Origin of the sequence: Seinonella peptonophila (assembly GCF_900129355.1) — a bacterium.
GTDB classification, from domain to species: domain Bacteria; phylum Bacillota; class Bacilli; order Thermoactinomycetales; family Thermoactinomycetaceae; genus Seinonella; species Seinonella peptonophila.
On record NZ_FQVL01000001.1, the window covers coordinates 297328 to 321463 of the forward strand.

Consider the following 24136-nt stretch of genomic DNA (forward strand, 5'->3'; position numbering starts at 1 on the left):
CGTGTCTGCTCTCACAATCGGAATGATGTATCCTTATACCTTGACTATCATACTTCCTATCGTTGAAATGACGTTTCTCCTCCTTTCTAGTAGTTTATATTTTTATAGAAGAATTTGAGTTAACCCTGTAAAAAAACCGAACAGCAGTGTATTCCAGGAAAGAATTGTCATCTAATGTTCAGTTGTTCTCACTTCTTACAGTCAATCCTCAAATCATCTAGAGACCGGGATTATATCCTCATCTCTTAGTGTTACCTCAAGTGTGCGTGATTAATGTGATAAGGTAAAGATTCATTTTAGACTCGTCCAAAGTTAAGGACGTTTATAATGAACGTGTGCAGTAGAATAAAAACTCTCAGGAAAGAAATTACTAAAAACTTGAAGATCTAACATCCATTTTGCTTTAATTTCCCATCGAGGAATCGCTTTGCTCGTGGAATATCTTCCTCGTCGAGATGCTCAATAATAATAGGAATATTGGGATGTATCTGCGCTAATCTTTGTAAATACAAATCATAATTGAGTATACCTAAACCAGGTGCTGGTAGTTCAACTGCTCCTGCCCCACGAAATGTATGCGATTCAACTGCATCAATATCAGCATGTTTTTCAGCAGTATCCTCAGCTCGTTTACAATCCTTTGCATGTGCAATCTTGATTCGATCGCCAAGCGCATCCATCATTTTATTGATTTCTTGATCAACCTTGTCAATATTATGATCGGTAAAATAGTTTGTTGGATCCATGAGTAGGCCTAATGAAGGGTGATTGATGTCAGCAAATAAACGTAATACTTCTTTGACAGAACCAATGACGTTATTGACATAGTTCTCCACCAAAAAAACAGAACCATGTTCATGAGCGAACTTCACTAAATCCTCTATTGTTTTACATACTTCTTCATACGCCTCTTCTGAACTGTTTTTTGGATCATAGACCCAATCACTTTCTTGGTTATAGGTACCTGTTTCACTGATAACGTATGGTGTTCCTAAATCACGCGCAAACTTTAAGAGTGTTTTAAGCCCTTGCACATTCTCTTTCCGTATCTCTTCATTAGGATGAATGATATTGGTATATCCAGAAATCGCAACGATAGGGAGGTTTGCTTCACGAAATGCGTCGCGAATAAAATGGCACTTTCTCTGATCTAATGTATCAAATGAGAGATCCATATCTTTGAAAGAGAGATCTAATTGTACACAACTAAATCCATCTGCTTTTATTTTTTTGATCGATTCTTCCAATGAATAAGGATAGTATCCGTTAAATATGCCTACCGATAGCATGATTCATCCCCCTCTGTAGTAACCTCTGAAAATTTAACTGTCCGTTTTTCATCAATCGACCGATAACAAGCGTCAATGGCTGCCATTGTGCTCAGATTATCTTTCCCACTAATTTCAGGTTCTGTATCCGTTTCCACTGCTCGTAACAGCTGCGCCATTGTACCCTGAAAAGCATCAGGAAACCACACTCGATCCCATGTAGGGCGAATCCAGCGATCTGGAAACCGTTTTGATGTAAACGCAAGGGTACTCGGACATCGTTCAGGAAATTTTGGCCATCCAAATGTCCCTTGAGCCATCCCATCTAATCCTTCAACTCGCCATTTAATGTAAATATCCTCTTCTGTTCCTTCCCCCGGCCAGGCCCACACGTCATCCAAGCTCGTCGCCATCAGGTCATTCTCGTACTGAAATGTATACTGAGAGATCCCATCGATATGATCAAATGAAGTTCGTGGATCTTTCCTAGTAACTGCTGTTATGCGTTCGGGGTTTCCAAAAAGGTACCGGAATACATCAATGTGATGGATGCCCATATTTAAAATCTCGATATGTTTGTATTGATGTAAAAAATCTTGCCAATGAGGAATTGCCCGCATTTCAATCGTAGCCAAGACAGCATCACCCAAAACATTTTGATCTAATAGTGATTTTAGTGCTCGCATTGCCGGATCATAACGCATATTGGAATTGACTGCTAGCTTAATCCCCGCCTCTTCACATAACTTCACGATCTCGTATGCCTCGTCTAAATTCATCGCCAATGGCTTTTGACAAAGAATACCCCGAATATGTTTGTGCTTCACCGCTTTTTGAACCACTGATAACTGTTGATCGGGTGGTATAGCGATATCCAAAATCTCAATCTCTTCATCTTCAATCAATTCATCCCAAGTCGGATAAACTTTCTGGATTCCACGAAGCTCAGCGGTAGATTTGGCAGTTTCAAATGTTCGGGAAGCAATTGCATATGGATTAAAGCCTGCTTCCTTGTATGCAATGAGATGACAATCCCGCATAATAAATCCGGCACCAATACAACCTATCCGAAAAGATTTATTTTTTGGCATTTCAGGATCAATTACCAAGTCTAACTCAACTGGTTGATTTCCCATTGGTTTACCACCTACCTTTTTTATCGATCCAGAGAATCTTACGCCAACATTAATACGAGAACGAGCATCACCCCCCCTTAAGTGAAACTTTTTACCCTTTTACAAAAATCGTCTTGATCGATGTGAAAAATTCTTTCGCTGCTTCTCCCTGTTCACGTGAATGAGAGCTGGATTGTTTCATTCCCCCAAAGGGTGCTTGCAATTCAACACCTGCGGTTTCAGCATTAATCCGTATCATGCCCGCCTCAACTTCCCGAATCACATTCAACATATTTGAAATATCTTTCGTAAAGATCGAAGCACTCAAACCAAATTCGACATCGTTTGCCAGATGAATCGCTTCTTCCATTGAATCGAATTTCATCAGGGCCAACACAGGACCGAAAATCTCTTCTTTTGCAATCGTCATCGTTGAGATGACATCGTCAAATACCGTTGGTTCAACAAAAAACCCCTCTCTTAACGCTGGATCATCAGGTGTACTTCCGCCAAATAGCAGTGTGGCCCCTTCTTTTTTTGCAGTTTCGATATAGGACATCACCGTCTGCCACTGATTTTTACTCGCACATGGACCCATCCAGGTCTTTTCGTCCAAACCATTACCTACTTGCAACTTACGCACCTTTTCCAAGAGCTTTTGTTTAAATTCATCATAAATCGATTGATGGACAATTACGCGGCTCGTTGCTGTACATTTCTGACCAGTCGAACGCAGTCCACCGCTAATCGTTGCTTCAACTGCTTGCTCCAAATCAGCATCTGCGGCAATAATGACTGGATTTTTCCCTCCCATTTCTAACTGATACTTTGCACCACGCTCAATAGCTCCTTTAGCCACTATCCTCCCAACGCGGTTTGAACCCGTAAACGTAATCCCATTCACTTTTTGATTCTCAATCAACCGTGTACCTACAGTTGATCCTTTGCCCATCACCAAGTTTATTACTCCAGCAGGCAATTGCGCCTCGTGAAAACAATCGATCAATTGAGCAGCAGTTATCGTGCTTTCTTGAGCAGGCTTCAATATGACTGTATTTCCATAGATCAAAGCTGGAGCAATCTTCCAAACAGGGATCGCGATCGGAAAATTCCAAGGAGAAATCACACCAACAACGCCGAGCGGAACTCTTGTGGTAAACATAAGACCTTCCCGATCCGTGGAGGGAATGACATCCCCATTCTTTCTCAATCCTTCACCTGCATAGTAGCGCAGAATAGCAACACCTCTTGCAGCTTCTCCTTTGGCTTCGAACAAGGTTTTTCCCATTTCTCGGGTCATTGTTTCGGCAATCATATCAATCTTTTGTTCAAATATATCCGCCACTCGATAAAGGTAATCTCCCCGTTCTGCGCCTGTTAAATTTCGCCAAGCAATCTGAGATCGCTCAGCTGCATCAATTGCTTGATCAACCTCTGCAATTATCGATTCATGAACATAACCAATAATTTCCTGCTGATTCGCTGGGTTACGAATAGCATTTAGGGTTTCATCTTCGAAATCATCCAAAACCCATTTTCCGTTTACATAGTTACCGTATTTTTTTGCATTCACAAAAGTAGTCACGATATGAATAGCCTCCCTTATCTTCACTCATTCAGCATAAATAATTTTCCGGTGACTTTAGGACAGATTGCTACCTACTATATTTGTCAAAATTCCTATTTCAGGGATTTCGATCTCGATTCGATCCTTGGGCAAAAGTGTAAAATCTTCAGGAGGAACGATGCATGTACCTGTTAGTAAAACCGTACCATCAAAAAGAATATTATCTTGCGCCAAATAAGAGACTAATTCATCAAAACGCCTTTTCAGTTGATTGGTGTTTGCTGTATCTTCAAAAACAATCACGTCATTGCGGAATATACGACAGCTAATCTGTAATTCATAGGGGTTCTTTACTGATTCGATCAATCGAATCGCTGGACCAATCGAACAAGAATTACGCCATATCTTAGCCTGTGGTAAATAGAGAGGGTTCTCTCCTTCAATATCTCGACAACTCATATCATTTCCGATGGTGTAACCGAGGATATCTCCTTTACGGCTTAATACCAACCCTAATTCCGATTCAGGTACCTGCCAATCGGAGTCACTTCGAATATAGACTGTATCATTTGTTCCGACTGTACGAGCAGCCGTTGATTTAAAAAAGATTTCTGGTCGATCCGCCGCATATACTTTGTCATAAAAAGTATGAACATCCATCTTCCCATCTGTCGCTTCAAAATTTCTAGCTTCTCTACTTCGTTGATAAGTCACACCCGCAGCCCATACTTCAGGAGCTTTTACAGGTACGAGCAGCTTAAGTTCTTCCACTGCTGATGGAAGCGGAGTCTGTTTTTGCACAATTTCACTCACCCACTCAAAAATCGAAACGTTTTTATTTTCTGCTTGAATAATTAAATCAGTGAAATCTTGCCCTTCTAAGCGATATAGTTCATGATCGTCTGTAATAGCTGCCATAACAGTATTTTCCCGATCTCTAAAACGAATGATCCGCATCATAATGCTCCTTTCATTTTACGAAACGTTTCGCATTACTTTGTTAAAATGGCATCGAATAACTGGCAAATGGATTGAGCTGTATCAAGACAAGTTTGCTGCCCGCTTAAAAAACGATGGATCGATTGACCGGCTTGTTCTTGTAGATGAATTGATCCTGCGGCTCTAGGGCGCATCGAAGCTCCTTCCATCGTGTGAATGGTTCTCGCAAAAAAGTGATTCGACAACTCATTAATGCGTGTATTACTCCAAGCCTGAAGATGGCCTGGTTGACCTCCACTCGTAAAATATGTTCCCTGTTGCGATTGTACATTTGAAACAAACTCAGCATACTGACAAGCTGCTTCTATATGCTTAGAGTGAGCAGAAATTGCTAAGCCCACACCACCTAGTACACCTCCAATCGGTGTTTGTTGTTTTGACGGAATATCCGCAAAATGAATGGGAAAGGTTCGGAAATTTGCTTGTGAATAATTACAATAACCAAAAATAATTGGTACATATGCGATGTCATTTGTAGACGACATCCGATCCAAGACTTGAATCGGATTGGAATAACGAAGCTCTGCATGCGTTTGATTGGAGAGAAATTGCAATAGATCCAAAACTTCCATGGCTAATTGCGTTTCAATGCTATCGACGGAATTACTGTTATTAAAATTGGAGTAAATGGTTAGAAAACTACAAAATGCGTGTGTTGAATTCAATGGAATAGCCATTTTAATGGTTTTCGGTAATTTCGACACTAAGTTTAATACTTCATCCCAAGTTGTTGGAACAGAAAGATCCATTCGATTTAATAAATCGGATCGGTACGCTGAAACCTGAGCTGCCGCATCAATGGCAAACGCCCATTGATGCCCCTCCCAGTGATAACTTTGATAACTTGGTCCCACACTATTTTGTGCTTGCTCTTCTAAAACAGATGAGGAAATCCACTCATCTAATGGAACAATCACTCCTTTTTTAACATTTTCTCCGATACTGGGGTGGTCAAGTAGAATCAAATCGTATGTCTCAGCTAAAATCTCAACAGGAAAATCTTCAAAGTCTTTTAACGAATGTTTATCCCATATAATAGATAGTTCAGAGTTTCTTTGTTGAAATTCCTTCGATGTTGCTACTAAAGGAGCAAATCCTCGAACATGATCCCAGGCAATACCTCGTAATTTAATCATTTCAGCTCTCCCTCTGGACAATCATCAACTAACAATATATCTCTACATATTCAGTGATTTATTTTTTCTCTGGAAAGTTCTCTGTTTCATCGTAGACAACACCAGACTCCTTCATCTGTGCAATCTCATCCTGGGAATAGCCAATCGATTGTAAAATCTCTACCGTATGCTCTCCTACTAATGGTGGCTGAAGACGAATCGTGCCTGGTGAATTCGAAAAAAGAATCGGGATTCCAAGTAACTTTAGTTTTCCTTCTGTTGTATGATCCATTTCAACAATCATTTCGTTATGTTTTACTTGCGGATCATGAATTAAATCTTCATAATCATAAACGGGTCCACACCAAAAATTATATTGATCAAGAATCTCAATCCATTCTTTCGTTGTCTTTGTCGGAAGAATACTAGCAACAATACGATAGATTTCATCTCGATGAACCATTCCATCGTTCCATTCAGTAAATGAACGTAAACGATCATTATCAAGAGCTTCTCCTAACACATGGATTGGACCAATCGCCAGTGTGAGATAGTCATCCTTCGTTTTATAAATTCCGTATGGAGCAGTTAATAAAGTGTGAGCCAATGGTTCTTCCGTTCTCTCTGGTTTGATTCCTGCAGTCAGATAGACTGTTAACTCCTGCACTTGCATATCCATTATTGCATTCAGCATATTCACTTCTACCTTCTGCCCCTTACCTGTTCGCTCTCGATAAAACAACGCTGCTAATATCCCTTCAAAAGCGTGATGAGCTGCTGTGGCATCACAGACAAACATCGCGATGGGATGGGGTGGATCTCCCTTTTTTCCTGTATTCCATAAGGCCCCGCTATATCCCTGAAGAACCAAATCCTGACCAGGTCGTTTGACATAGGGACCTGTTTCACCATAACCCGAAATGCTACAATAGATAAGTCTATCATTTATATCTTTTATCTGCTCATAATCAATCCCCAGTCGCTTAGCGACTCCAGGTCGAAAGTTTTGCAACACAACGTCTGCCTCTTTAATCAATTGGTGAACTATCTGTTGTCCCTTGTCACTTTTTAAATCAATCGATAAACTTTGCTTATTTCGATTAAACGAGATAAATGAAGAGTTTAGCCGATTTACCCAAGCGTTGGCAGCAGGAGCAGATCGATGCCACTCGCCTTTCCCTGTCGGCTCAATCTTAATCACATCAGCACCCATATCTCCTAATTTTTGTGCTGCAAATGGACCCGCCATAGCTAATGAAAAATCTAAAATTTTAATTCCGTCTAATGGACCCTTAATCACTCGTTCTCCCCCCTGATGACTTCTCCAACCACATTTGTGTCTGAAAGGTAAACTCTTGTCCAGTAGTTAGCCCACGAACTCCTGTTAACTCATCGTGCCAAGGTAAATTAAAGGCGTCCGTTACATACGTATACGGTTCGAAGGATACTGCTGAAGACCAATCTGGTCGAAATAAAATAAGATATGGAAAAGATGTATCAACCTGATAATGTAGAGAAGCTTGTAAGCGCGAATCATGTATAATACACGGATACGGATCACCTTTCAATCGGAACAACCAACAAGATCCAGCTGGAAATTCCACAAGTGGAACTCCATTATTTAAACGTCCACCTAACTGAGTTGATTTTGGTAAACCTGTGACAAAAGCTTCTTGTGTGACAGGCCATTCTTCTGCAACAGGTATGATGATCTTTGTATCATCTTGGTTCATCATCGATAGATCAAAGTAGGGATGAAGCCCAAAAGCAAATGGAGCCTCCTGTTCTCCTTCATTTATAATCTTCCCGGATAAATACAGACATCCTTGATACAAACGGTAGCTTAGTGTGAATACCAGTGGATGCGGAAAATAGGCCAAAATACTAGGGTGATCACGATAGTCAAATTGAGCTGTCACAAATGCACCCGTTTCATCTGAATGACCAAAATCGATCACTTTCCATGGACGGTAACATATTTCTCCATGTAGATGGTTTGTCGTTTCATTTAATGGCAGTTGATATTGTCGCCCATGATATGAAAATGAACCTTTTTTGATCCGATTGGGAGGAAAGAGAATCGGTGTTCCAAATTTAAAATGAGCATCCTTTTCTTCTCTTAGCATTTCAAGCGCAGGAGGTTCCAGGATCATTGAAATTCCAGACGTTACGAATCTTACTAAATTAAAACCGATTCCAGGTACAACCTCTGCTTCACCTTCATATACTTCATCAGATAAAATATAGGTTTGTTCTCCCCCTCGCTGACGTTTTTCAATTGTATACTTGCTCATTGGCTCACCTCCTGCTTCATTAACTGACAGCCCAACCTCCATCAACTAACAATGATTGCCCTGTGATAAAAGAGCTTAAATCGCTTGCAAAAAACAAGACTGTATTTGCAATATCATCAGGGGTTCCTCGTCGTTTTAAGCATTGCGAATCTAAAATTTTTTGGTTATATGCGTCACGATCCTCATGTATCTCTTCTGCCTTCGTAGGAAATGCGCCAGGAGCAATGCTATTAACAGTAATCCCAGCTGCACCCAATTCATTTGCCAAGGCCCGAGTAAATCCAATGGCGGCTCCCTTCGTTGACACATAATGAATCAGGTTGGAAAAAGGAACAAAATATGTGATGGATGATATATTTATGATCCTCCCCCAATTCTTTTCTCTCATATGCGGAATGGCTGCTTTGGCACACAAGAAATATCCACGAGAATTCACGGCAAAAACTTGATCCCACTCTTCTACTGTTACCTCCTCAACTGGCTTCGATGGGTAAATCGCTGCATTATTTACCAAAATATCGATTCCATCTAGTTCTTTCTGTATTTGATTAGCCATTTGTGAGACACTGTCCGGTTGTGATACATCCGTTTCAATCGCCAGAACCTCTCCACCGCTTTGCCGAATCACTTCAGCCGTTTCTTCAATTGAAGGAACATCATTGGAAGCAAGAATGACCTGTGCACCTGCCTCAGCCAATCGAATTGCAGTGTGTTGACCTAATCCGGTCCCTCCTCCAGTAACCAATGCCGTTTTTCCGCTTAAATTAATTGTGAGTGACATCGAAATCCCCCTTTTTCTATGCAAACCAATGAGGAAGTGTATGTTTCATTGTTCGATTTATAATTCTCTTCTTCTCGAGCTCAAGCAAATGTGCATATACAGGTCCTATCAACTCAACCGCCATGGAGGTATAAGGACCGACTTGTTGATCTGTTTGATCTAATACTTCCTTTAGTGACAAAGGTTGTTTCGAACGACGAACTACAGTTTCCACAACAGAGGAAACTTGATTAACAAAATTTCGGCTTTCATGGAGAAACTGGTAGGCTTCCATATTGTGTAAAATATTAAAATGCCCTGTTAATAAAACATCAAAATCTCGTTGTAGAATAGTGTCAATCGAATCGATATAGGGTTGGATCGAATAATAAGGAGGTGGACTGATAATTCTCCCGTTCATATCGTATAAGCCTTTATGAAGTACCGCATCAATCACGATCATTGCGCGATTTTTTGCATCATAAATCGCTAAATGACCGGGTGAATGTCCAGGAACATGAATCACTTCTAAAACACGATCTTTGCCAATCTTCAACTTCTCCCCGCCTTTTAGATGTACATGAACATCTGTTGACTGGAGATGATCAATAAACCATTGTTTTGTATCTTCATCGTGATTGATCCCCAACGATTCATATGCAAAATAACGCTCTCGTTGGATACGTTCGACTGATTCAATCCAAGGAACATCCCATTCATGTGCCATGATTAACGCCCGTGAACAAACATTACGCAGACTTGACACCCCACTAAAATGATCAACATCCCCATGTGAAATCAAAATGGCTAACAAATCATCTGGCTGAAATTCAATTTCTTTAAAAAAAGGTAAGATCGCCTCTGTTGGTGTATTTGGCATTCCTGCATCAATTAATATAGCTCCATGCTCGTCCCAAAGTAAATATTGATAAACATAACGAGGTCCGAGGACGCTTCCAATTTGATAAAGACCAGGTTTCACTTCGATTGTACGGTATTGTTTGTTCATCTAGAAGCATTCCTCCTTGATCAAGTACCTATGTTACTAACCTGATTCGTTGCTAACGCCATAATTTTCTCTTGGGTTGCTTCCTTCCGTGTAAGTTCTCCCTTTATCTCACCCTCATGCATAACCAAGATTCGATCTGCTAATAAGAGTACTTCAGGGAGTTCAGATGAAATCAAGATAATCCCTACACCTGATTTTGCTAAATCATCAATAATTTGATAGATTTCCATTTTGGCACCCACATCAACCCCATGGGTTGGTTCATCCAAAAACAGTACCTTCGGTTGATTAAGTAGCCAACGAGCAAGAATCGCTTTTTGTTGATTTCCCCCACTTAAAAATTTTATCGGGCGCTCCATATCTACCGTCTTAATATTTAATTTCTGAATGAACTTTTGTGTCTGTTTTTCTTCTGTTCGTTGCTTAATAAACATTTTACTCGTCAATTGCGGCAAATGCGCGATTGTCATATTCTCTTTAACTGACAAATCTTGGTAAATCCCTTGGATTTTTCGTCCCTCAGGTACTAAACCGAACCCCGCTTTAATCGCCTTTTTTGGTTCAGTGATATTTACTTCCTGTCCATTTAGCTCAATCGTACCTGTAGCAGGAGATACTCCAAACAGAGCTTCAACAACTTCTGTACGTCCCGCACCTACTAATCCTGTAATTGCGATCATTTCACCAACATATAGAGAAAAATCAACATTTTTCACTTTATTCGTTGTGAGATTTTTAACTTGCATTAATGGCAACTCTTGTTGAACCACTTTTCGTGGTTGTCGTTGGAATGTTTGGCTCAATTTTCTACCAACCATCAAAGAGACTACCTCTTGAACCGATGTATGGTTTGTAGCTAGCGTCCCAATATACTTTCCATCACGCAAAACAGTGATTCGATCAGAAACCGCAAAAATCTCTTCCATTCTGTGCGAGATATATAAGATAGAAACACCTTGTTTTTTTAGCTTCCGTATAATTTCTAGCAATAACTTCGTTTCTGTATGGGTTAAGGAAGCGGTCGGCTCATCCATAATAATCAATTGAGCTTTCAACGAAAGTGCTTTCGCAATCTCAACCAATTGCATATGGGACATATTGAGATCGCCAACTAACTGTTTTGGAGAGATATGCGAGATCCCAACGCTTTCGAGAGCCTCTTTCGCCATTTGCTCTAATTTCGTAAATTGGATAAAGCCAAATCTGTTTTTTACCAAACGACCAACAAAAATATTTTCCATTACACTCATATTCGTTGCCAGTGATAACTCCTGGTGAATCATAGTGATACCAAGTTCTTGTGCATGTCGTGGTTCTTTTAACTTTACCTCGGACCCGTTAAAAACCAGACTTCCTTTATCGGGTGGATAGACACCCGATAAAATGTTCATCAATGTTGACTTACCTGCGCCATTTTCACCTAAAATTGCATGTATTTCTCCCTTATTCACATCAAAGGATATCTTCTGCAGTGCTTGAACACCCGGAAAGCCTTTTGAAATGTTATCTATCTTTAATAACGGATTGTTCACGTAACCACCCCAGTCTATTTCGGAAATAGCTGATCTACATTTTCAGGTGTTAACACATCCAGTTTTACTGGGAAAAATGTTTTCTCTGGTTTTTGTTTCGTAACCACATGATTATAGAGTCGTACAAGCGAATCAAAGCCTTGACCAAATGGATCTTGCGCAATAGCTGCTGCAATCTCACCGCTACGGACATACTTCACATTTTCAGGGATATGGTCAAAACAAACAACTTTCACTTTCCCTGTCAGCCCCATATCTTTTATCGCTTTCGCTGCTCCGAATGGTCCACCCGCGGTCACATAAACTGCCTTTAGATCAGGGTGAGCGGTTAACATATTTTTTGTTAGTGTGTAAGCTGTCTCTGCTTGATCCTTGTTTTCATACTTACCGACTACCTGTACACCTGGAACATTAGCTTTTAGATAATCAAGCGCTCCATTCATTCGCTGCTCATGCTGAGTCGCTCCAAAAACACCCGTAATAACGCCTACTTTCCCTTTTCCTGACGTTATTTTCTCTATCTCTTGCCCGGCAAGTTTCCCAGCATTTTTGGCATCTTGACCAATGAAAGCCATACGCTTGCTCGGCTTTGAGCCTTCGGCAACCAATGTAACAACAGGAATATTAGAACTGACAGCTTTATTAATAACTCCTTCTGTACCATCAAAAATCGGTACAACTGCAATTGCATCATATTGTTTTGTAATTGCTGTTTCCATCGCTGAAACCACTTTATCTGAAGTCAAATCATCTCCCATTACAATATAATCTACTTCTGTATTAAAGTTTTTTAGATATTTCTTGGCTGCCAGTGCTCCATCTCGAACAGGAAACCAAAAAGGATTATTTTGAAAGGAAAGAAAGGCGATTCTCAATGGTTGTTCTGGTAATTTTTTGACAGCTTCCACATGTCCACCTTTAGGAACTTTTACATTTGGAACTGCTTTATTCGTGACACTTCCATCATTACTTTGTGCACATCCCGCAACAATCAATGCAATCGTTAGCATAAAACCTAACAATAATCGAACCCTTTTCACATATTTCACCTCTCTAGGTTTGCTTTCTATTTTTGATACTGTCAAGCGCAACTGCTGCAATAATCACAAGCCCAATTGTTACAACTTGCCAATAAGCAGATATTTCCAGAAGAACAAACCCATTTCGAAGCACTCCCATAATGGCTGCACCTAAAATCACACCAATAATAGAGCCTTGCCCGCCTGCTAAACTAGCCCCACCAATTACGACCGCAGCGATCACATCCAATTCATAGCCCGTTCCAGCTGCTGGCTCTGCAGTACTTAAATTCCCAGACAAAATAATTCCTGATAAAGCACACAAAGCACCCATAATAACAAAGACCATGATCTTCACCTGATCTACGCGAATCCCTGACAATTTTGCAGCTCGTTCGTTATTACCAACAGCATAAATATTACGACCATAAAGTGTCCTTGTTGCAAAAATATGCCCAGCCAATACAACAAGGAACATAATAATTACCGAAACAGGTACTGCGCTAATGTAACCGCTTCCTAAAAAGGTAATGGCATTTTCAATCGAGATTGGCAATCCGCCAGTAATAAGTAACGAAACACCCTTGGCAATACTTAACATACCTAACGTTACGATAAACGGATTGATTCTTACTTTTGTCACTAGGAGACCGTTAATAGAACCTGCAATACATCCTGCTAAAAGAACTCCAATAAAGATAACCCAAGCAGGCAAACCCATTCCTGCAAGAAGAGCGGTACATATGCCCATCAATCCAACGAGGGAACCAACTGAAAGATCAATACCTCCCGTAATAATAATCAGGGCTTGTCCTACTGCTAGGATCGCAATTACAGAAAACTGTCTTAACACATTAAAAATATTTTTTGAGGTTAGAAAAAATTCACTTGAAAAAGAAAGGACCACACATAACACCAACAGAGCGATCAAAACCGGCATCTCTTTCTGTTTCATTAATCTTGAAAAAAAATGATTTGATTGTGTTAAATCTACTTCCATGGTCGAACTCGATGGTTTAAATGATCCCACACCCATTCCCCCTTTCATTATCCAATAGACTAGCGACCTTGGAATTTAGGTGCACGTTTTTCTTTAAAGGCCTGAATACCTTCTTCTTTGTCTTCTGTATAAAAACTAATTGTTTGCATATCGCGTTCATACATGATCCCTACATCGAGAGGGGTACTTAGCGCAATCTTGCAACCGTGCTTAGCGGTTTGTAAAGCAACCGGGGAGTACGAAGCAATTTTATGAGCAAATTCATACGTATAGTTACGAAGTTGATCATCAGGTACCAATGCCTCTAAAATCCCCATTTCGTTCGCTTCTTGTGCTGAAATAATCTCTCCTGAGAGGATCATTTTCATCGCTTTACCATAACCAATTAAATGGGTGAGCAACTGGGTTACACCTCCACCACCGATCCAACCCAATTTAATTTCTGTAGCTCCAAATTTTGCAGATTCAGCGGCAAAACGAAGATCCGCACACAATGCCAATTCAAATCCACCACCGACAGCATATCCCCCAATCATAGCGATTAGTGGCTTTTTCATCCCTCGAAGCAGATCACAATATTCCAACCGATTTCGGAAATGCCAATTCGTACCATATTCATCCAAGAGGGTTACATCACTACCAACCGAAAACGACTTTTCACCGACTCCGGTAAGGATGACTACACGTAACTCATCATCTTGATTTACTTCATAAACGATCTCAAAGAGCTGCTTGGTCATCTCCTTTGTTAATGCATTTAACTTTTCTGGTCGATTGAGTTGAATTGTTGCTACATGCCCATCCCTTAGCAAATCTACCGAAGCCATGTACATCCTCCTATACGAAACGTTTCTGAAAATAATTATTTAAAGTGACTTAACGACGAATGGATCTGACAGACCCTCTCACTCTCAGTTCAGGCTGTAAAACAATCTTGTCTGGTAACTCATCACCTCCTTCAAGTTCACCAATGATCTTCAACGCGGCCAGCTTACCGATTTCTGCAACTGGATTAGCGATCGTTGTTAAAGGAATACGTAATAAGTGTAGGTTGGGGATATTATCACATCCAATCAAGGAAATATCCTCTGGAACACGAAGTCCTTCATATTGTAAAGCTTCCATTGCACCTAATGCCATTAAATCATTTGCTGTAAAAATGGCAGTGGGTCGATGTGATGCACGACTGAGTAATTGTTTCACCCCCGTAAATCCCGATTCTTGATAATAATCACCATGGATCACCAGTGAATTATCTCTGTCAATACCAGCTTCCTTCAAAGCCTGAAAATAACCATTCAACCGATCTTCAGCCATACTTACTTTAGGAAGTGAACCAATAAACCCAATATTGTAATGGCCCATCTCGATTAAATATTTTGTAGCAAGATAACCACACTGTCGGTTATCTACAGAAACCGCAAAAACATCCGCACTTGTAATCCCTCTTATCACAACCAATGAAGGTGTGTTCATTCTTTTCAATAGCTTGGAAAGCTCTTCGTCTTCTTGCCTTGAGCCAATCAGAATTAATGCATCTGAAGCACGACTCTGCACGATCTTAGGAATCATGTCAAACTCTTCATTGCTACTAACAATATTTAATAACGCATGGTAGCCCTTCTCATTTAAAGTTGCTGTTATGGTTCGGACTACTTCAACAAACACAGGGTTCGTAAAAACATTAAAAGAAGAGGGTCCAGAAAGAATCATACTTATATTTCGCGTACTACTTGTAACCAATCCTTTGGCAATTGGATTTGGTACAAAATTTAATTGACTTGCTGCTTCCAAAACTTTTTTTCTAGTTTTGGGGTTCACCCCATATTTATTATTTAATGCATTTGAAGCTGTCGAGATAGCCACACCTGCTAGCTTCGCAACATCTTTAATTGTGACCACATGTATCCTCCCACATCAACTTTTTCAGAAACGTTTTTTATGGATATAGTATACATCTGAACAAAAAAAGAGTCAACCAATATAGATTCAAATTGATCTATATGAACCAGATAAAACCTATACTATAAGCAAAAATAGATATACAAAGATATCTTTTATCTACTTGAACATCCAAACCAAACCATTTTATTGAAAGCGATTTCTAAAAAACGTTTTTAATTAATTACCTACAACTTCCTGATCCAGGATTGGTGGTGTTACATCGATATTTAAAGCAGATCATAATTTTATATAAAAACGACTTGAGCTATTGTTTACTCAAGTCGTTTCGTATTCAAATCATATTAAACAAGACAAATATCACTCTTTCGATCAAAAAAATGAGCCTTATTCATATCAATTGCTAATTTTACATTATCTCCTATCTGATAATGATGTCGTGCATTGACACGTGCAGTAAGCGACGATTGATCGTTAACTCGAACATAAAGATAATATTCAGCTCCCATATGCTCAACCATTTCAACCTCTGCTAAAAACGTTTGCTTCGGTGTAGCTTCAATAACAGCTAAATCATCATAAATTGCCTCAGGTCGGATACCTAAAGTAATTTCTTTTCCGTTCAGACTTTGCTCTAATAACTGCTTCGCTTTGCCAGTAGGAATAGGAAAGCTAATATACCCCGCGTTAAAATAAAGTTGCTTTCCCTGCGTCACTAGTTGACCAGCGATAAAATTAATGGCTGGGGAACCAATAAAACTAGCGACAAAACGGTTAGTCGGATTGTGGTAAATCTCAACAGGCGTACCCACTTGCTGAACAACTCCATCCTTCATAACCACTATTCGATCTCCCATTGTTAACGCTTCCGTCTGATCATGTGTTACATAGATAACTGTCGCACCTAACTGCTTATGCAATCGACTTATTTCTGTCCTCATCTGAACGCGTAATTTAGCATCCAAATTCGATAAAGGCTCATCCATTAAAAATACTTTGGGTTTACGAACAATCGCTCTTCCTAAAGCCACTCGTTGTTTTTGTCCTCCTGATAAGGCATTGGGCTTCCGGTCAAGAAATGGCTCCAGGTCAAGCACACTGGCTGCTGCACGAACTTTTTGGTCTATCTCAGTCTTCGGATATTTTCGTAGTCGCAATCCAAATGACATATTTTCATAGACTGTCATATGTGGATAAAGAGCATAACTTTGAAATACCATGGCTATATCTCGCGCTTTTGGTGAAACATCATTCACACGTACTTGGTCAATATATAGATCTCCTGAAGAAATTTCTTCTAATCCTGCTATCATTCGTAAAGTAGTCGATTTACCACATCCAGAAGGACCCACCAATACCAAAAATTCTTGATCGTGAATCTCCAAATGAAAGTCCTTAACCGCATTGATTTGGTCATATTTTTTATAAACATGATTCAATGTAACGTTGGACACAAGAAGATCCCCTTTCTCTCATTGTAGATCTAAAAAACTCGACACTGCTTCTAATGTAGGTAATGATGGAATCGCACCGGATTTAGTCGTCGCTAATGCTCCAGCTGCTTGAGCAAATTGAACAGCTGCTTCCAATGATTTACCATGTATTAAAGCTACTGCCAAAGCACCATTAAATGCATCTCCTGCTGCGACAGTATCCACTGATTGAACACCATAACCGGACAGATGGCGAATTTCCGATCTGTTACCAATGATCACTCCTTTTTCTCCGAGTGTCATTACAACCTGTGAAACTCCTTGATCCAATAATCGAGCAACTGCCATTTCCGCCCCGGTAATATCCTCAGTTGATATACCTGTCAATAATTCAGCTTCTGTTTCATTTGGAGTAAGCAGAGTTATCTTTTTTAACAAATCGATAGATAGAGATTGAGCAGGTGCTGGATTTAACAATATAGGAACTTGGGCACTTTTCGCGTATTCGACACATGTCTCAACAGTGGATATATTGATCTCTAACTGGAGTATCAAAAGATCTGCTGCTCGAATTAACTCCTCTAAAGTCTTTATATTCTTAGGAGAGAATTCTAAATTGGCACCTGGAACAACAATAATTTGATTGTCTCCGTTCTCATCTATCGTAATCAAACCTGCTCCAGTAGCAGCAGTTTTGCTTTTTGATATATATTTGGTACAAATACCTTCCTGTTCTAAAATTGCAATCATTTCGTTTCCAAAAGAATCATTACCGACTGTGCCAACCATTGTCACATCTCCACCCAACCGCGCTGCAGCGACAGCTTGATTAGCACCTTTCCCACCTGGGTAACGAGCAAAATGATTACCAATGACTGTCTCACCACGTTTAGGTACACGAGATGTTCGAGCAACAAAATCCATCATAAAACTACCAATCACTAGAATACTCATGATTGTTGTTCCTTTTTCTCCTGCTGTGTAGCTAAATAGTTACCCAAACTTCCTCCTGGATGGTAGAGATGAAACTTTTCCTTGGTAAACTTTTTCTCGATCGAAAGAGCAATCGATAATGCATCACCAATAACCAACATTATTGTTGAACTGATGGTAGGCGCTAAATTGAGAGGATCTGCCTCATGATCATACTGATATACAAGTACAGCTTCACAAACCTGAGCCAGAGAAGATTCTCGCTTTGACGTCAAAGCAATTTTTTGGCAACCGATCTGCTTCAATGAAGGAAGCAACTGCAATACTTCCTCTGACTCACCGCTGTTTGAAAGCAATAAAACGACATCCTGTTCTTGCACCATTCCTAAATCACCATGAAGACCCTCTGTTGCATGGACAAAAAAGGCGGAGGTGCCAGTACTCGACAACGAGGCGGCAATTTTTTTACCTACATGGCCTGATTTTCCAACACCCGTTACGATTACTTTTCCTTGACAATTTTTTAACATCATGACGGATCGTTCATAATCCACATTCACTTGTTCTGTTAATTTTTCAATTGCCTTGTATTCATCTTCAATTACGCTTTTTAAATGATTGCGTATGGACATGATGGCTCCCTCGCTTATTTAGTAATTAAAATGTTCTGCCATTTCCTCTTCCTCAAATGATAAAATATCTGGGAGTGGTAACCGATGTTTTACAGTCAGTATTTCATCATGTATTTGATGGGGCTCATCTTGATACCAATAGGCAGTACTTGAATAGTCATCGCTTCGATGGTTATTGTGACCGTGCTCAATTGTTACCTTTATTGAACGTTCAAACATGATTGGATCTTCAATATGATAACGATAGGTTGAAATCTTTCCAGACCAATTCGGTCCTCCGCCTAATAAGATTCCGTGATAAGGAGACTGATACTCTTGTTGGGGACACCAAGCGGTATTGAAATAGTCCTCCATTCCTGTTCCGTGAAGAGAGGGAGGCCATTTCTCTCCATCAATAAAAATCATGTCATCTCCTTCTCCATACCAATTCCATTCCCGTGTCATGCGTAAGTTATGAATATTAATGTTGCAACCAACATAATGCCCTTTTCCTACTGCATCGAGTAGAACATAGTTCTGGTCGCCTCTCTGGTTCTTTCCACCAAATTGATAAAAGGCATTCGATGGATGTTCTTTTATTCCCTTTGTCATCTCCCGTTTCCAAAGAGCATGGAACCGTAAAGAACTATCTATCTCAGATCCATATTGTTCATAATCAATGTAAAAATAAAACTTGATGGGCTTCGCTGCGTTCGACTCAATTTCAATCCTAGCCTCTTGTCCAAATGGCATCGAAAAAAATGAATTTAATGCTCTTCCATCTTCTGGACTCATGGCCAGCGGAAGTGACACAAAATTACGTGTAATCCCATGACCCATTCCAAAAAAATCCCCAATAGGAGCTTGCACACTTGGGTTCTCTTCACCATCCCAATACATACGTAAAACAATCTTCCGATGCAAATATTCTTCCAAGCTATCGTCCAACGGAGCCATTGTCATCCATATATGTGTAATACATCCAGTTGCATGGATATCACATAAATCGACTCGATCACCTGGAAACACTCGAACAAAATCACGATTTCCTCCTGTCCGGTCATAGCTGGATATCCTTTTTCGTTTACCAGATCGTTCTCGATACAAATCACGTAACGATGTGCCTAACATCCTCTCATCCACTCCTTTGTGAATCTATTACTTGATACCAGACATTTTAATTCCATCAACAATCTGTCGTTGCAAAAGGAAAAATAGTAACATAGTTGGTAAAGCAGCGATAACAGAAGCTGCTAGCACAAAGTTCCAGGGAATGGTATATCCGCCTCCGATCGCATTGGCAAGGGCAACTTGAACCACCCATAACTGTTCTTTTTGATTGATGATCAGGGGCCAGAGATATGCGTTCCAGTTAGCTAAAAAGAAACCAACAGTTAGCGGGATGATCACAGATTTCGATAGTGGAAGTACAATGCGAAAAAAGGTACCTGCAATGGAACTACCTTCCATATAAGCTGCCTCTTCCAACTCTTTTGGAAAGTTCAAATAGAACTGGCGGAAAAGGAATACTCCATAAGCATTAAAAATAGAAGGAACGATCAAACCTACATAAGAGTTGGCCATACCAAGATTTTTAGTAATCATAAATAGTGGAATCATAATAACAGCCAACGGAATCATCAATGTACTTAACATCCAAGCAAAGATATACTTTCTTCCAGGAAAGTTTAACCGGGCAAGTGCATACCCTGACATTGCATGAAAGAGCATAGCAATCACGGTAACGGCAGCCGAGATAAACAAGGAATTACCAACGGAGCGAAGAAAGCCACTAGCAACTACTTCCTGATAGTTAGATAATTGAAATTGGGTTGGTAACAAGGTAATATCAAAAACATGTTCCGCAGAACGCAATGAACCCAGTACCATCATATAAATCGGGATGACCATGATGATCCCCAAAACTAGAGCAAAAATAGTGATCCATCGGTTGTTGTAACTCTGCAAGATTCCTCCTCCCTCCTTCTAATTGCTCGAAAATTTACGGAGAAAAATGGTCGAAAAAATAAAGATGATTAGAAATAACACAAAAGCCAATGCAGATGCATATCCCATATTTAACTGCTTAAAGGCTTCTTCAAAGATATAGAGAACACTCACCTCTGTCGCACTGGATGGTCCACCTTTGGTCATCACCTGTATAATGTCAAATACTTGAAAAGAGCCAATGATATTGACAATAAAAATAAAGGTACTTGTTTCTCGAAGCAGTGGGAAAGTAATGTGAATAAAGGTCTGCCATCGATTTGCTCCTTCTATTCGTGATGCTTCATAATAGTCTGCTGGAATATCCTTAATCGCTCCTAAAAAAATAATCATGTTATAACCAACATTCATCCACAACATCACCACTACCACACACAACATTGCCTGTGATGTAGAGCCCAAAAATTGCTGTTGTTCCATACCAATAGCAGACAACATTTGATTCAAAAAACCATTTCGAGGATCATAGAAAAACATCCAAATTACAGCAGCAATAATGGAAGAGATAGCAAATGGCAGTAAATACAATGTTTGGATTACATTTTTGATACGACCTGTAATCGAATGAAGGATTACTGCAAGAAAGAGCGAACAGATAAACAGACTTGGAACATAAAGTAATGAAAACTGCAATGTTTTTAAGAGTGATTGCCACCATTGTTTATCCTGGGCTAACTTAATATAGTTATCAAAACCAACAAATACTTTTGAGCTTAGTAGATTCCAATCATGTAAACTTACATAAAAAGAGTAGAGAATAGGAAGAAAGACAAATACTGCTAACCCAATCATATTCGGCAGTAGAAAACCATAAGCAGTGATTCTTTCATCTCTTTTTTGTTGACTAAATAAATTGGAAACCACATGATCCCTCCCTTTAGTTCGAGGAGAATGCTCTCCTCGAACTACTACTCTTTACTCAGTGTTTCATTGATTTTCTTATGTCCCTCTAGGGCTGCATTACTACCAGTAATATTTTCAAACATCACTTTTTGTAACGCATCGCCGATCGGCTCAGTTACACCAGGTGCATATCGAGGTTCAGGAATCGCACTGTTATATATTTGCTCTGTGAAAACTTTGCGCATCCCCTTCGTATAGATATCCTTTCCTTTTTCAACAACTGATTTTCGGGGGGAGTAAGCAAACTTTGTTTTCGTACACCATTCCAATGGTCTACTTTGATCAGATGCAAATGCCCACATAATGAATTTAGCCGCTTCTGCTGTATTTTTCCCTTTGGCATTGACCGCCATTTTCCAACCACCAGCGTCAGTTGCCGCTTTTCCTTTAGCAGGAATCGGTAATGGTGCAACATCGATTGGTACATTAGGAAATTTCGTTTCTGCAGCTGTGATTGCCCAAGTTCCAACCACTTGCATGGCTGCTGATTTGTTTCCTAGGTGGTCAATATCCGTTGGAGGAATCTGTAATGTTTTTGGTGCCAGTCCTTCTTTAAAAAAACTGCCCCAAAAATCTAATGCTTGAGCAACTTGTGGAGAATCAAAAGTGGATTTGTTTCCACCATTACTCAATACATTTCCACCAAGTTGCCATAGGAAAGGGTACCAGACAAAGTTAAGATAGGGACCCTTTTCATATGGAAGAATTAACCCTGAAACTTTATCATTTTTTAACTTCTTAGCAGCAGAACGCAATTCATCCCAAGTTTTTGGTACCTGTATATTGGCTTTTTTGAGCATTTCTTTATTATAAAAAAGGCCTAGTAGCTCTAACTCATAAGGTAAAGCATAGATTTTATTATCTAACGTAACCGCTTCCAAAGATGTGGGTACAAAATCCTCCTTTGTGCCTTTTGGAAAGTAAGGAGTTAAGTCTGCCATCGTACCGGCTTTTGCAAATTTCATAAAGTCACCGGGACTAACCATAAAAATATCGGGGCCCTCACCATTCGCAAAAGCTGTTGGCAACTTGGCAGTCGTATAATCCACTTGATTGAAAGTAGAATATTCAATAAAAACCTTTTCCTGTGATTTGTTATATTGATCCACTAACTTCTTAAAAAATTCCTGCTCTTTTTGCGCATGCATATCCCAGAAAGTGAGCTTGATTCTTTCTTTCCCATTGATAGAGACCGTATCATCACTTCCTGACGAACATGCGGTCTGAATAATCAGAAGTATTGCTAGACCAGACATAACAAAAAATCTCGTCCATTTCATCTTGGCACCTCCTTATCTCGTATGACTTCATTATAGGGAGGTTGATGGGACGAGAAAATCTGAAATACTTTAGAAAGGTGGACTATTTTTGGATTTGCTTTAGTTTTTTACTTGCCAACATCGATGCGGTTGGGCCATCCATGTTCTTTATCAATACATTTTGTAATGATTCAGCAAGTATACGGTTTATATTTTCAGGAAGACGGGGTTCTGGTCGTGCAGTGGCTAAAATTTTTTCTGTAAATTCCTTTCGAAAACCTTTGTTAAACATGCTCTGACCTGCCTTCATAACAGACTTCCTTGGCGAATATGCAAACTTCGCTTTGGTACACCACTCCAAAGGCCGCTTCGGATCATCTGCAAATGCCCACATAGCAAACTGGCTCGCAAGTTTTGATTCTTCTCCAAGTTGATTGACAACCAATTTCCAACCACCAGCAATGGTAACCTCTTCCCCTCCAAGCGGTACGGGTAAAGGAACCACACCCATAGGTATTTCCTTATAGTTTTCCTCGATCGAATTGATATTCCAGGTTCCTGTAACTTGCATTGCCGTCTCACCATTGGCCAAAATACCAATATCTGTTGCAGATCGTGAAGGATGACGATTTAATAATCCTAGATCACTTAATTGCTTAAAAAAAGAATATGTGGCAGCTACTTCTGGTTTCTTGAACGAGTCACTTGTAAATTCATTCACCCGATTCTGCCAGAAAAAAGGAATCCAGGAGAAATTCTGATAAATGGTTCCATCCATTTCAATCGTCAATCCGGATACTGTTTCCGTCTTTAGTACGCTTGCAGATTGTATAAGCTCTTGCCAAGTTCGTGGAGGATGTAGACCATGTTCTGAAAACATCTGTTTATTGTAATAGAGTGCTAATAGCTCAATTTCAAATGGAATACCATAAATTTGCTGATTAAATGTTACATCTTTCAATGATTCAGGAGTAAAGTCAGAGCGAAGGGCTGGCGTGAATTCATTCGTAAATGGTCTTAGGATTTTTGCCTGAACATATTTTTGAATGGTACTTGAAGAAACAAAAAACAGATCAGGACCTTCACCTGATGCAATAGCCGTTAATAACTTATTACCTGCAAAATACTCATTTGATGGAATATATTCTACCTTCACCTCGATATTCGGGTTCTTCTTTTGGTATTCTTGACCAAGTGATTGAAAATAATCAAATTCGTTACCCGTATGAAAAGTCCATAGACGTAATATTTTCTTTTGTTGATTCGACTTTGTCCGCATATTTTTCTGACTTAACTCTTGAGCAAGGATACCTGTCTCATTAGGAATATTATCTAAAAACGTACAAGATGTAGTTGTGAACAAAACAACATGAAGTAATATGAAAATTAACCATCTGATGCGCCTCACAA

22 protein-coding genes are annotated in these 24136 nt (G+C 39.7%); all 22 read right to left on the minus strand.

The annotated features are described in order from the left end of the window. Positions 1-386: 386 nt before the first annotated feature. On the minus strand, positions 387-1289 hold the full coding sequence (locus BUB71_RS01405; protein WP_073150777.1) for a sugar phosphate isomerase/epimerase family protein: 903 nt from the start codon (positions 1287-1289) through the stop codon (positions 387-389). Continuing rightward, positions 1277-2404: a Gfo/Idh/MocA family protein gene (locus tag BUB71_RS01410; protein WP_073150780.1), complete on the minus strand. Its 1128-nt coding sequence runs from the start codon at positions 2402-2404 to the stop codon at positions 1277-1279. Before BUB71_RS01410 ends, BUB71_RS01405 begins: the two co-directional genes overlap by 13 nt. Positions 2405-2495: 91 nt before the next feature. Next, on the minus strand, positions 2496-3968 hold the full coding sequence (gucD, locus tag BUB71_RS01415) for an alpha-ketoglutaric semialdehyde dehydrogenase GucD (protein ID WP_073150783.1): 1473 nt from the start codon (positions 3966-3968) through the stop codon (positions 2496-2498). A 57-nt stretch (positions 3969-4025) separates the two neighbouring features. Continuing rightward, positions 4026-4907 (minus strand): fumarylacetoacetate hydrolase family protein, encoded by an 882-nt coding sequence (locus tag BUB71_RS01420; protein ID WP_073150786.1) that lies wholly within the window; start codon positions 4905-4907, stop codon positions 4026-4028. Positions 4908-4942: 35 nt separating this feature from the next. Then, positions 4943-6085 (minus strand): extracellular solute-binding protein, encoded by a 1143-nt coding sequence (locus BUB71_RS01425; RefSeq protein ID WP_073150789.1) that lies wholly within the window; start codon positions 6083-6085, stop codon positions 4943-4945. A gap of 58 nt (positions 6086-6143) precedes the next feature. Further along, positions 6144-7364 (minus strand): CaiB/BaiF CoA transferase family protein, encoded by a 1221-nt coding sequence (locus tag BUB71_RS01430; protein WP_217653523.1) that lies wholly within the window; start codon positions 7362-7364, stop codon positions 6144-6146. Then, positions 7357-8358: an aldose 1-epimerase gene (locus tag BUB71_RS01435; protein WP_073150797.1), complete on the minus strand. Its 1002-nt coding sequence runs from the start codon at positions 8356-8358 to the stop codon at positions 7357-7359. The genes BUB71_RS01430 and BUB71_RS01435 overlap by 8 nt, the downstream gene beginning before the upstream one ends. Positions 8359-8377: 19 nt before the next feature. Next, positions 8378-9139: an SDR family NAD(P)-dependent oxidoreductase gene (locus BUB71_RS01440; RefSeq protein ID WP_073150801.1), complete on the minus strand. Its 762-nt coding sequence runs from the start codon at positions 9137-9139 to the stop codon at positions 8378-8380. A 16-nt stretch (positions 9140-9155) separates the two neighbouring features. After that, positions 9156-10127, minus strand: a complete 972-nt coding sequence (locus tag BUB71_RS01445) for an MBL fold metallo-hydrolase (RefSeq protein WP_073150805.1) — start codon at positions 10125-10127, stop codon at positions 9156-9158. 20 nt (positions 10128-10147) lie between these two features. Then, positions 10148-11659 (minus strand): sugar ABC transporter ATP-binding protein, encoded by a 1512-nt coding sequence (locus BUB71_RS01450; protein ID WP_073150809.1) that lies wholly within the window; start codon positions 11657-11659, stop codon positions 10148-10150. 14 nt (positions 11660-11673) lie between these two features. Next, positions 11674-12699: a sugar ABC transporter substrate-binding protein gene (locus tag BUB71_RS01455; protein WP_073150812.1), complete on the minus strand. Its 1026-nt coding sequence runs from the start codon at positions 12697-12699 to the stop codon at positions 11674-11676. Between the two features lie 13 nt (positions 12700-12712). Continuing rightward, positions 12713-13708, minus strand: coding sequence for an ABC transporter permease (locus BUB71_RS01460; protein ID WP_217653524.1), 996 nt, complete (start codon positions 13706-13708; stop codon positions 12713-12715). A gap of 29 nt (positions 13709-13737) precedes the next feature. Then, positions 13738-14505, minus strand: coding sequence for an enoyl-CoA hydratase/isomerase family protein (locus BUB71_RS01465; protein ID WP_073150815.1), 768 nt, complete (start codon positions 14503-14505; stop codon positions 13738-13740). 49 nt (positions 14506-14554) lie between these two features. Continuing rightward, positions 14555-15580 (minus strand): LacI family DNA-binding transcriptional regulator, encoded by a 1026-nt coding sequence (locus BUB71_RS01470; RefSeq protein WP_073150820.1) that lies wholly within the window; start codon positions 15578-15580, stop codon positions 14555-14557. Between the two features lie 344 nt (positions 15581-15924). After that, positions 15925-17034 carry an ABC transporter ATP-binding protein gene (locus BUB71_RS01475; protein WP_073150824.1) on the minus strand — a complete coding sequence of 370 codons (1110 nt, stop codon included), beginning with the start codon at positions 17032-17034 and terminating at the stop codon, positions 15925-15927. Positions 17035-17052: 18 nt separating this feature from the next. Then, positions 17053-17967: a ribokinase gene (gene rbsK / locus BUB71_RS01480; RefSeq protein WP_084730908.1), complete on the minus strand. Its 915-nt coding sequence runs from the start codon at positions 17965-17967 to the stop codon at positions 17053-17055. Continuing rightward, the gene (locus BUB71_RS01485) at positions 17964-18578 is read right to left on the minus strand and encodes a KpsF/GutQ family sugar-phosphate isomerase (protein ID WP_073150831.1); all 615 of its coding nucleotides are present in this window, start codon (positions 18576-18578) and stop codon (positions 17964-17966) included. The genes rbsK and BUB71_RS01485 overlap by 4 nt, the downstream gene beginning before the upstream one ends. Positions 18579-18596: 18 nt before the next feature. Continuing rightward, on the minus strand, positions 18597-19688 hold the full coding sequence (locus BUB71_RS01490; RefSeq protein WP_073150835.1) for a glycoside hydrolase family 172 protein: 1092 nt from the start codon (positions 19686-19688) through the stop codon (positions 18597-18599). A gap of 27 nt (positions 19689-19715) precedes the next feature. Next, a complete protein-coding gene (locus BUB71_RS01495) occupies positions 19716-20525 on the minus strand; it encodes a carbohydrate ABC transporter permease (protein WP_217653525.1) in 810 nt (269 codons plus the stop codon). Positions 20526-20543: 18 nt separating this feature from the next. Beyond that, on the minus strand, positions 20544-21428 hold the full coding sequence (locus BUB71_RS01500; protein ID WP_073150839.1) for a carbohydrate ABC transporter permease: 885 nt from the start codon (positions 21426-21428) through the stop codon (positions 20544-20546). 44 nt (positions 21429-21472) lie between these two features. After that, positions 21473-22747, minus strand: coding sequence for an ABC transporter substrate-binding protein (locus BUB71_RS01505; RefSeq protein WP_073150843.1), 1275 nt, complete (start codon positions 22745-22747; stop codon positions 21473-21475). Between the two features lie 82 nt (positions 22748-22829). Continuing rightward, positions 22830-24134: an ABC transporter substrate-binding protein gene (locus BUB71_RS01510; protein ID WP_073150848.1), complete on the minus strand. Its 1305-nt coding sequence runs from the start codon at positions 24132-24134 to the stop codon at positions 22830-22832. Positions 24135-24136: the final 2 nt, after the last annotated feature.

Bases quoted from the DNA above. Each gene is read 5' to 3' on its own strand.
- BUB71_RS01405 (WP_073150777.1), bottom strand. From the start codon at position 1,289: ATGCTATCGGTAGGCATATTTAACGGATACTATCCTTATTCATTGGAA.
- BUB71_RS01410 (WP_073150780.1), bottom strand. From the start codon at position 2,404: ATGGGAAATCAACCAGTTGAGTTAGACTTGGTAATTGATCCTGAAATG.
- BUB71_RS01420 (WP_073150786.1), bottom strand. From the start codon at position 4,907: ATGCGGATCATTCGTTTTAGAGATCGGGAAAATACTGTTATGGCAGCT.
- BUB71_RS01425 (WP_073150789.1), bottom strand. From the start codon at position 6,085: ATGATTAAATTACGAGGTATTGCCTGGGATCATGTTCGAGGATTTGCT.
- BUB71_RS01435 (WP_073150797.1), bottom strand. From the start codon at position 8,358: ATGAGCAAGTATACAATTGAAAAACGTCAGCGAGGGGGAGAACAAACC.
- BUB71_RS01440 (WP_073150801.1), bottom strand. From the start codon at position 9,139: ATGTCACTCACAATTAATTTAAGCGGAAAAACGGCATTGGTTACTGGA.
- BUB71_RS01445 (WP_073150805.1), bottom strand. From the start codon at position 10,127: ATGAACAAACAATACCGTACAATCGAAGTGAAACCTGGTCTTTATCAA.
- BUB71_RS01465 (WP_073150815.1), bottom strand. From the start codon at position 14,505: ATGGCTTCGGTAGATTTGCTAAGGGATGGGCATGTAGCAACAATTCAA.
- rbsK (WP_084730908.1), bottom strand. From the start codon at position 17,967: ATGAGTATTCTAGTGATTGGTAGTTTTATGATGGATTTTGTTGCTCGA.
- BUB71_RS01485 (WP_073150831.1), bottom strand. From the start codon at position 18,578: ATGTCCATACGCAATCATTTAAAAAGCGTAATTGAAGATGAATACAAG.
- BUB71_RS01490 (WP_073150835.1), bottom strand. From the start codon at position 19,688: ATGTTAGGCACATCGTTACGTGATTTGTATCGAGAACGATCTGGTAAA.
- BUB71_RS01505 (WP_073150843.1), bottom strand. From the start codon at position 22,747: ATGAAATGGACGAGATTTTTTGTTATGTCTGGTCTAGCAATACTTCTG.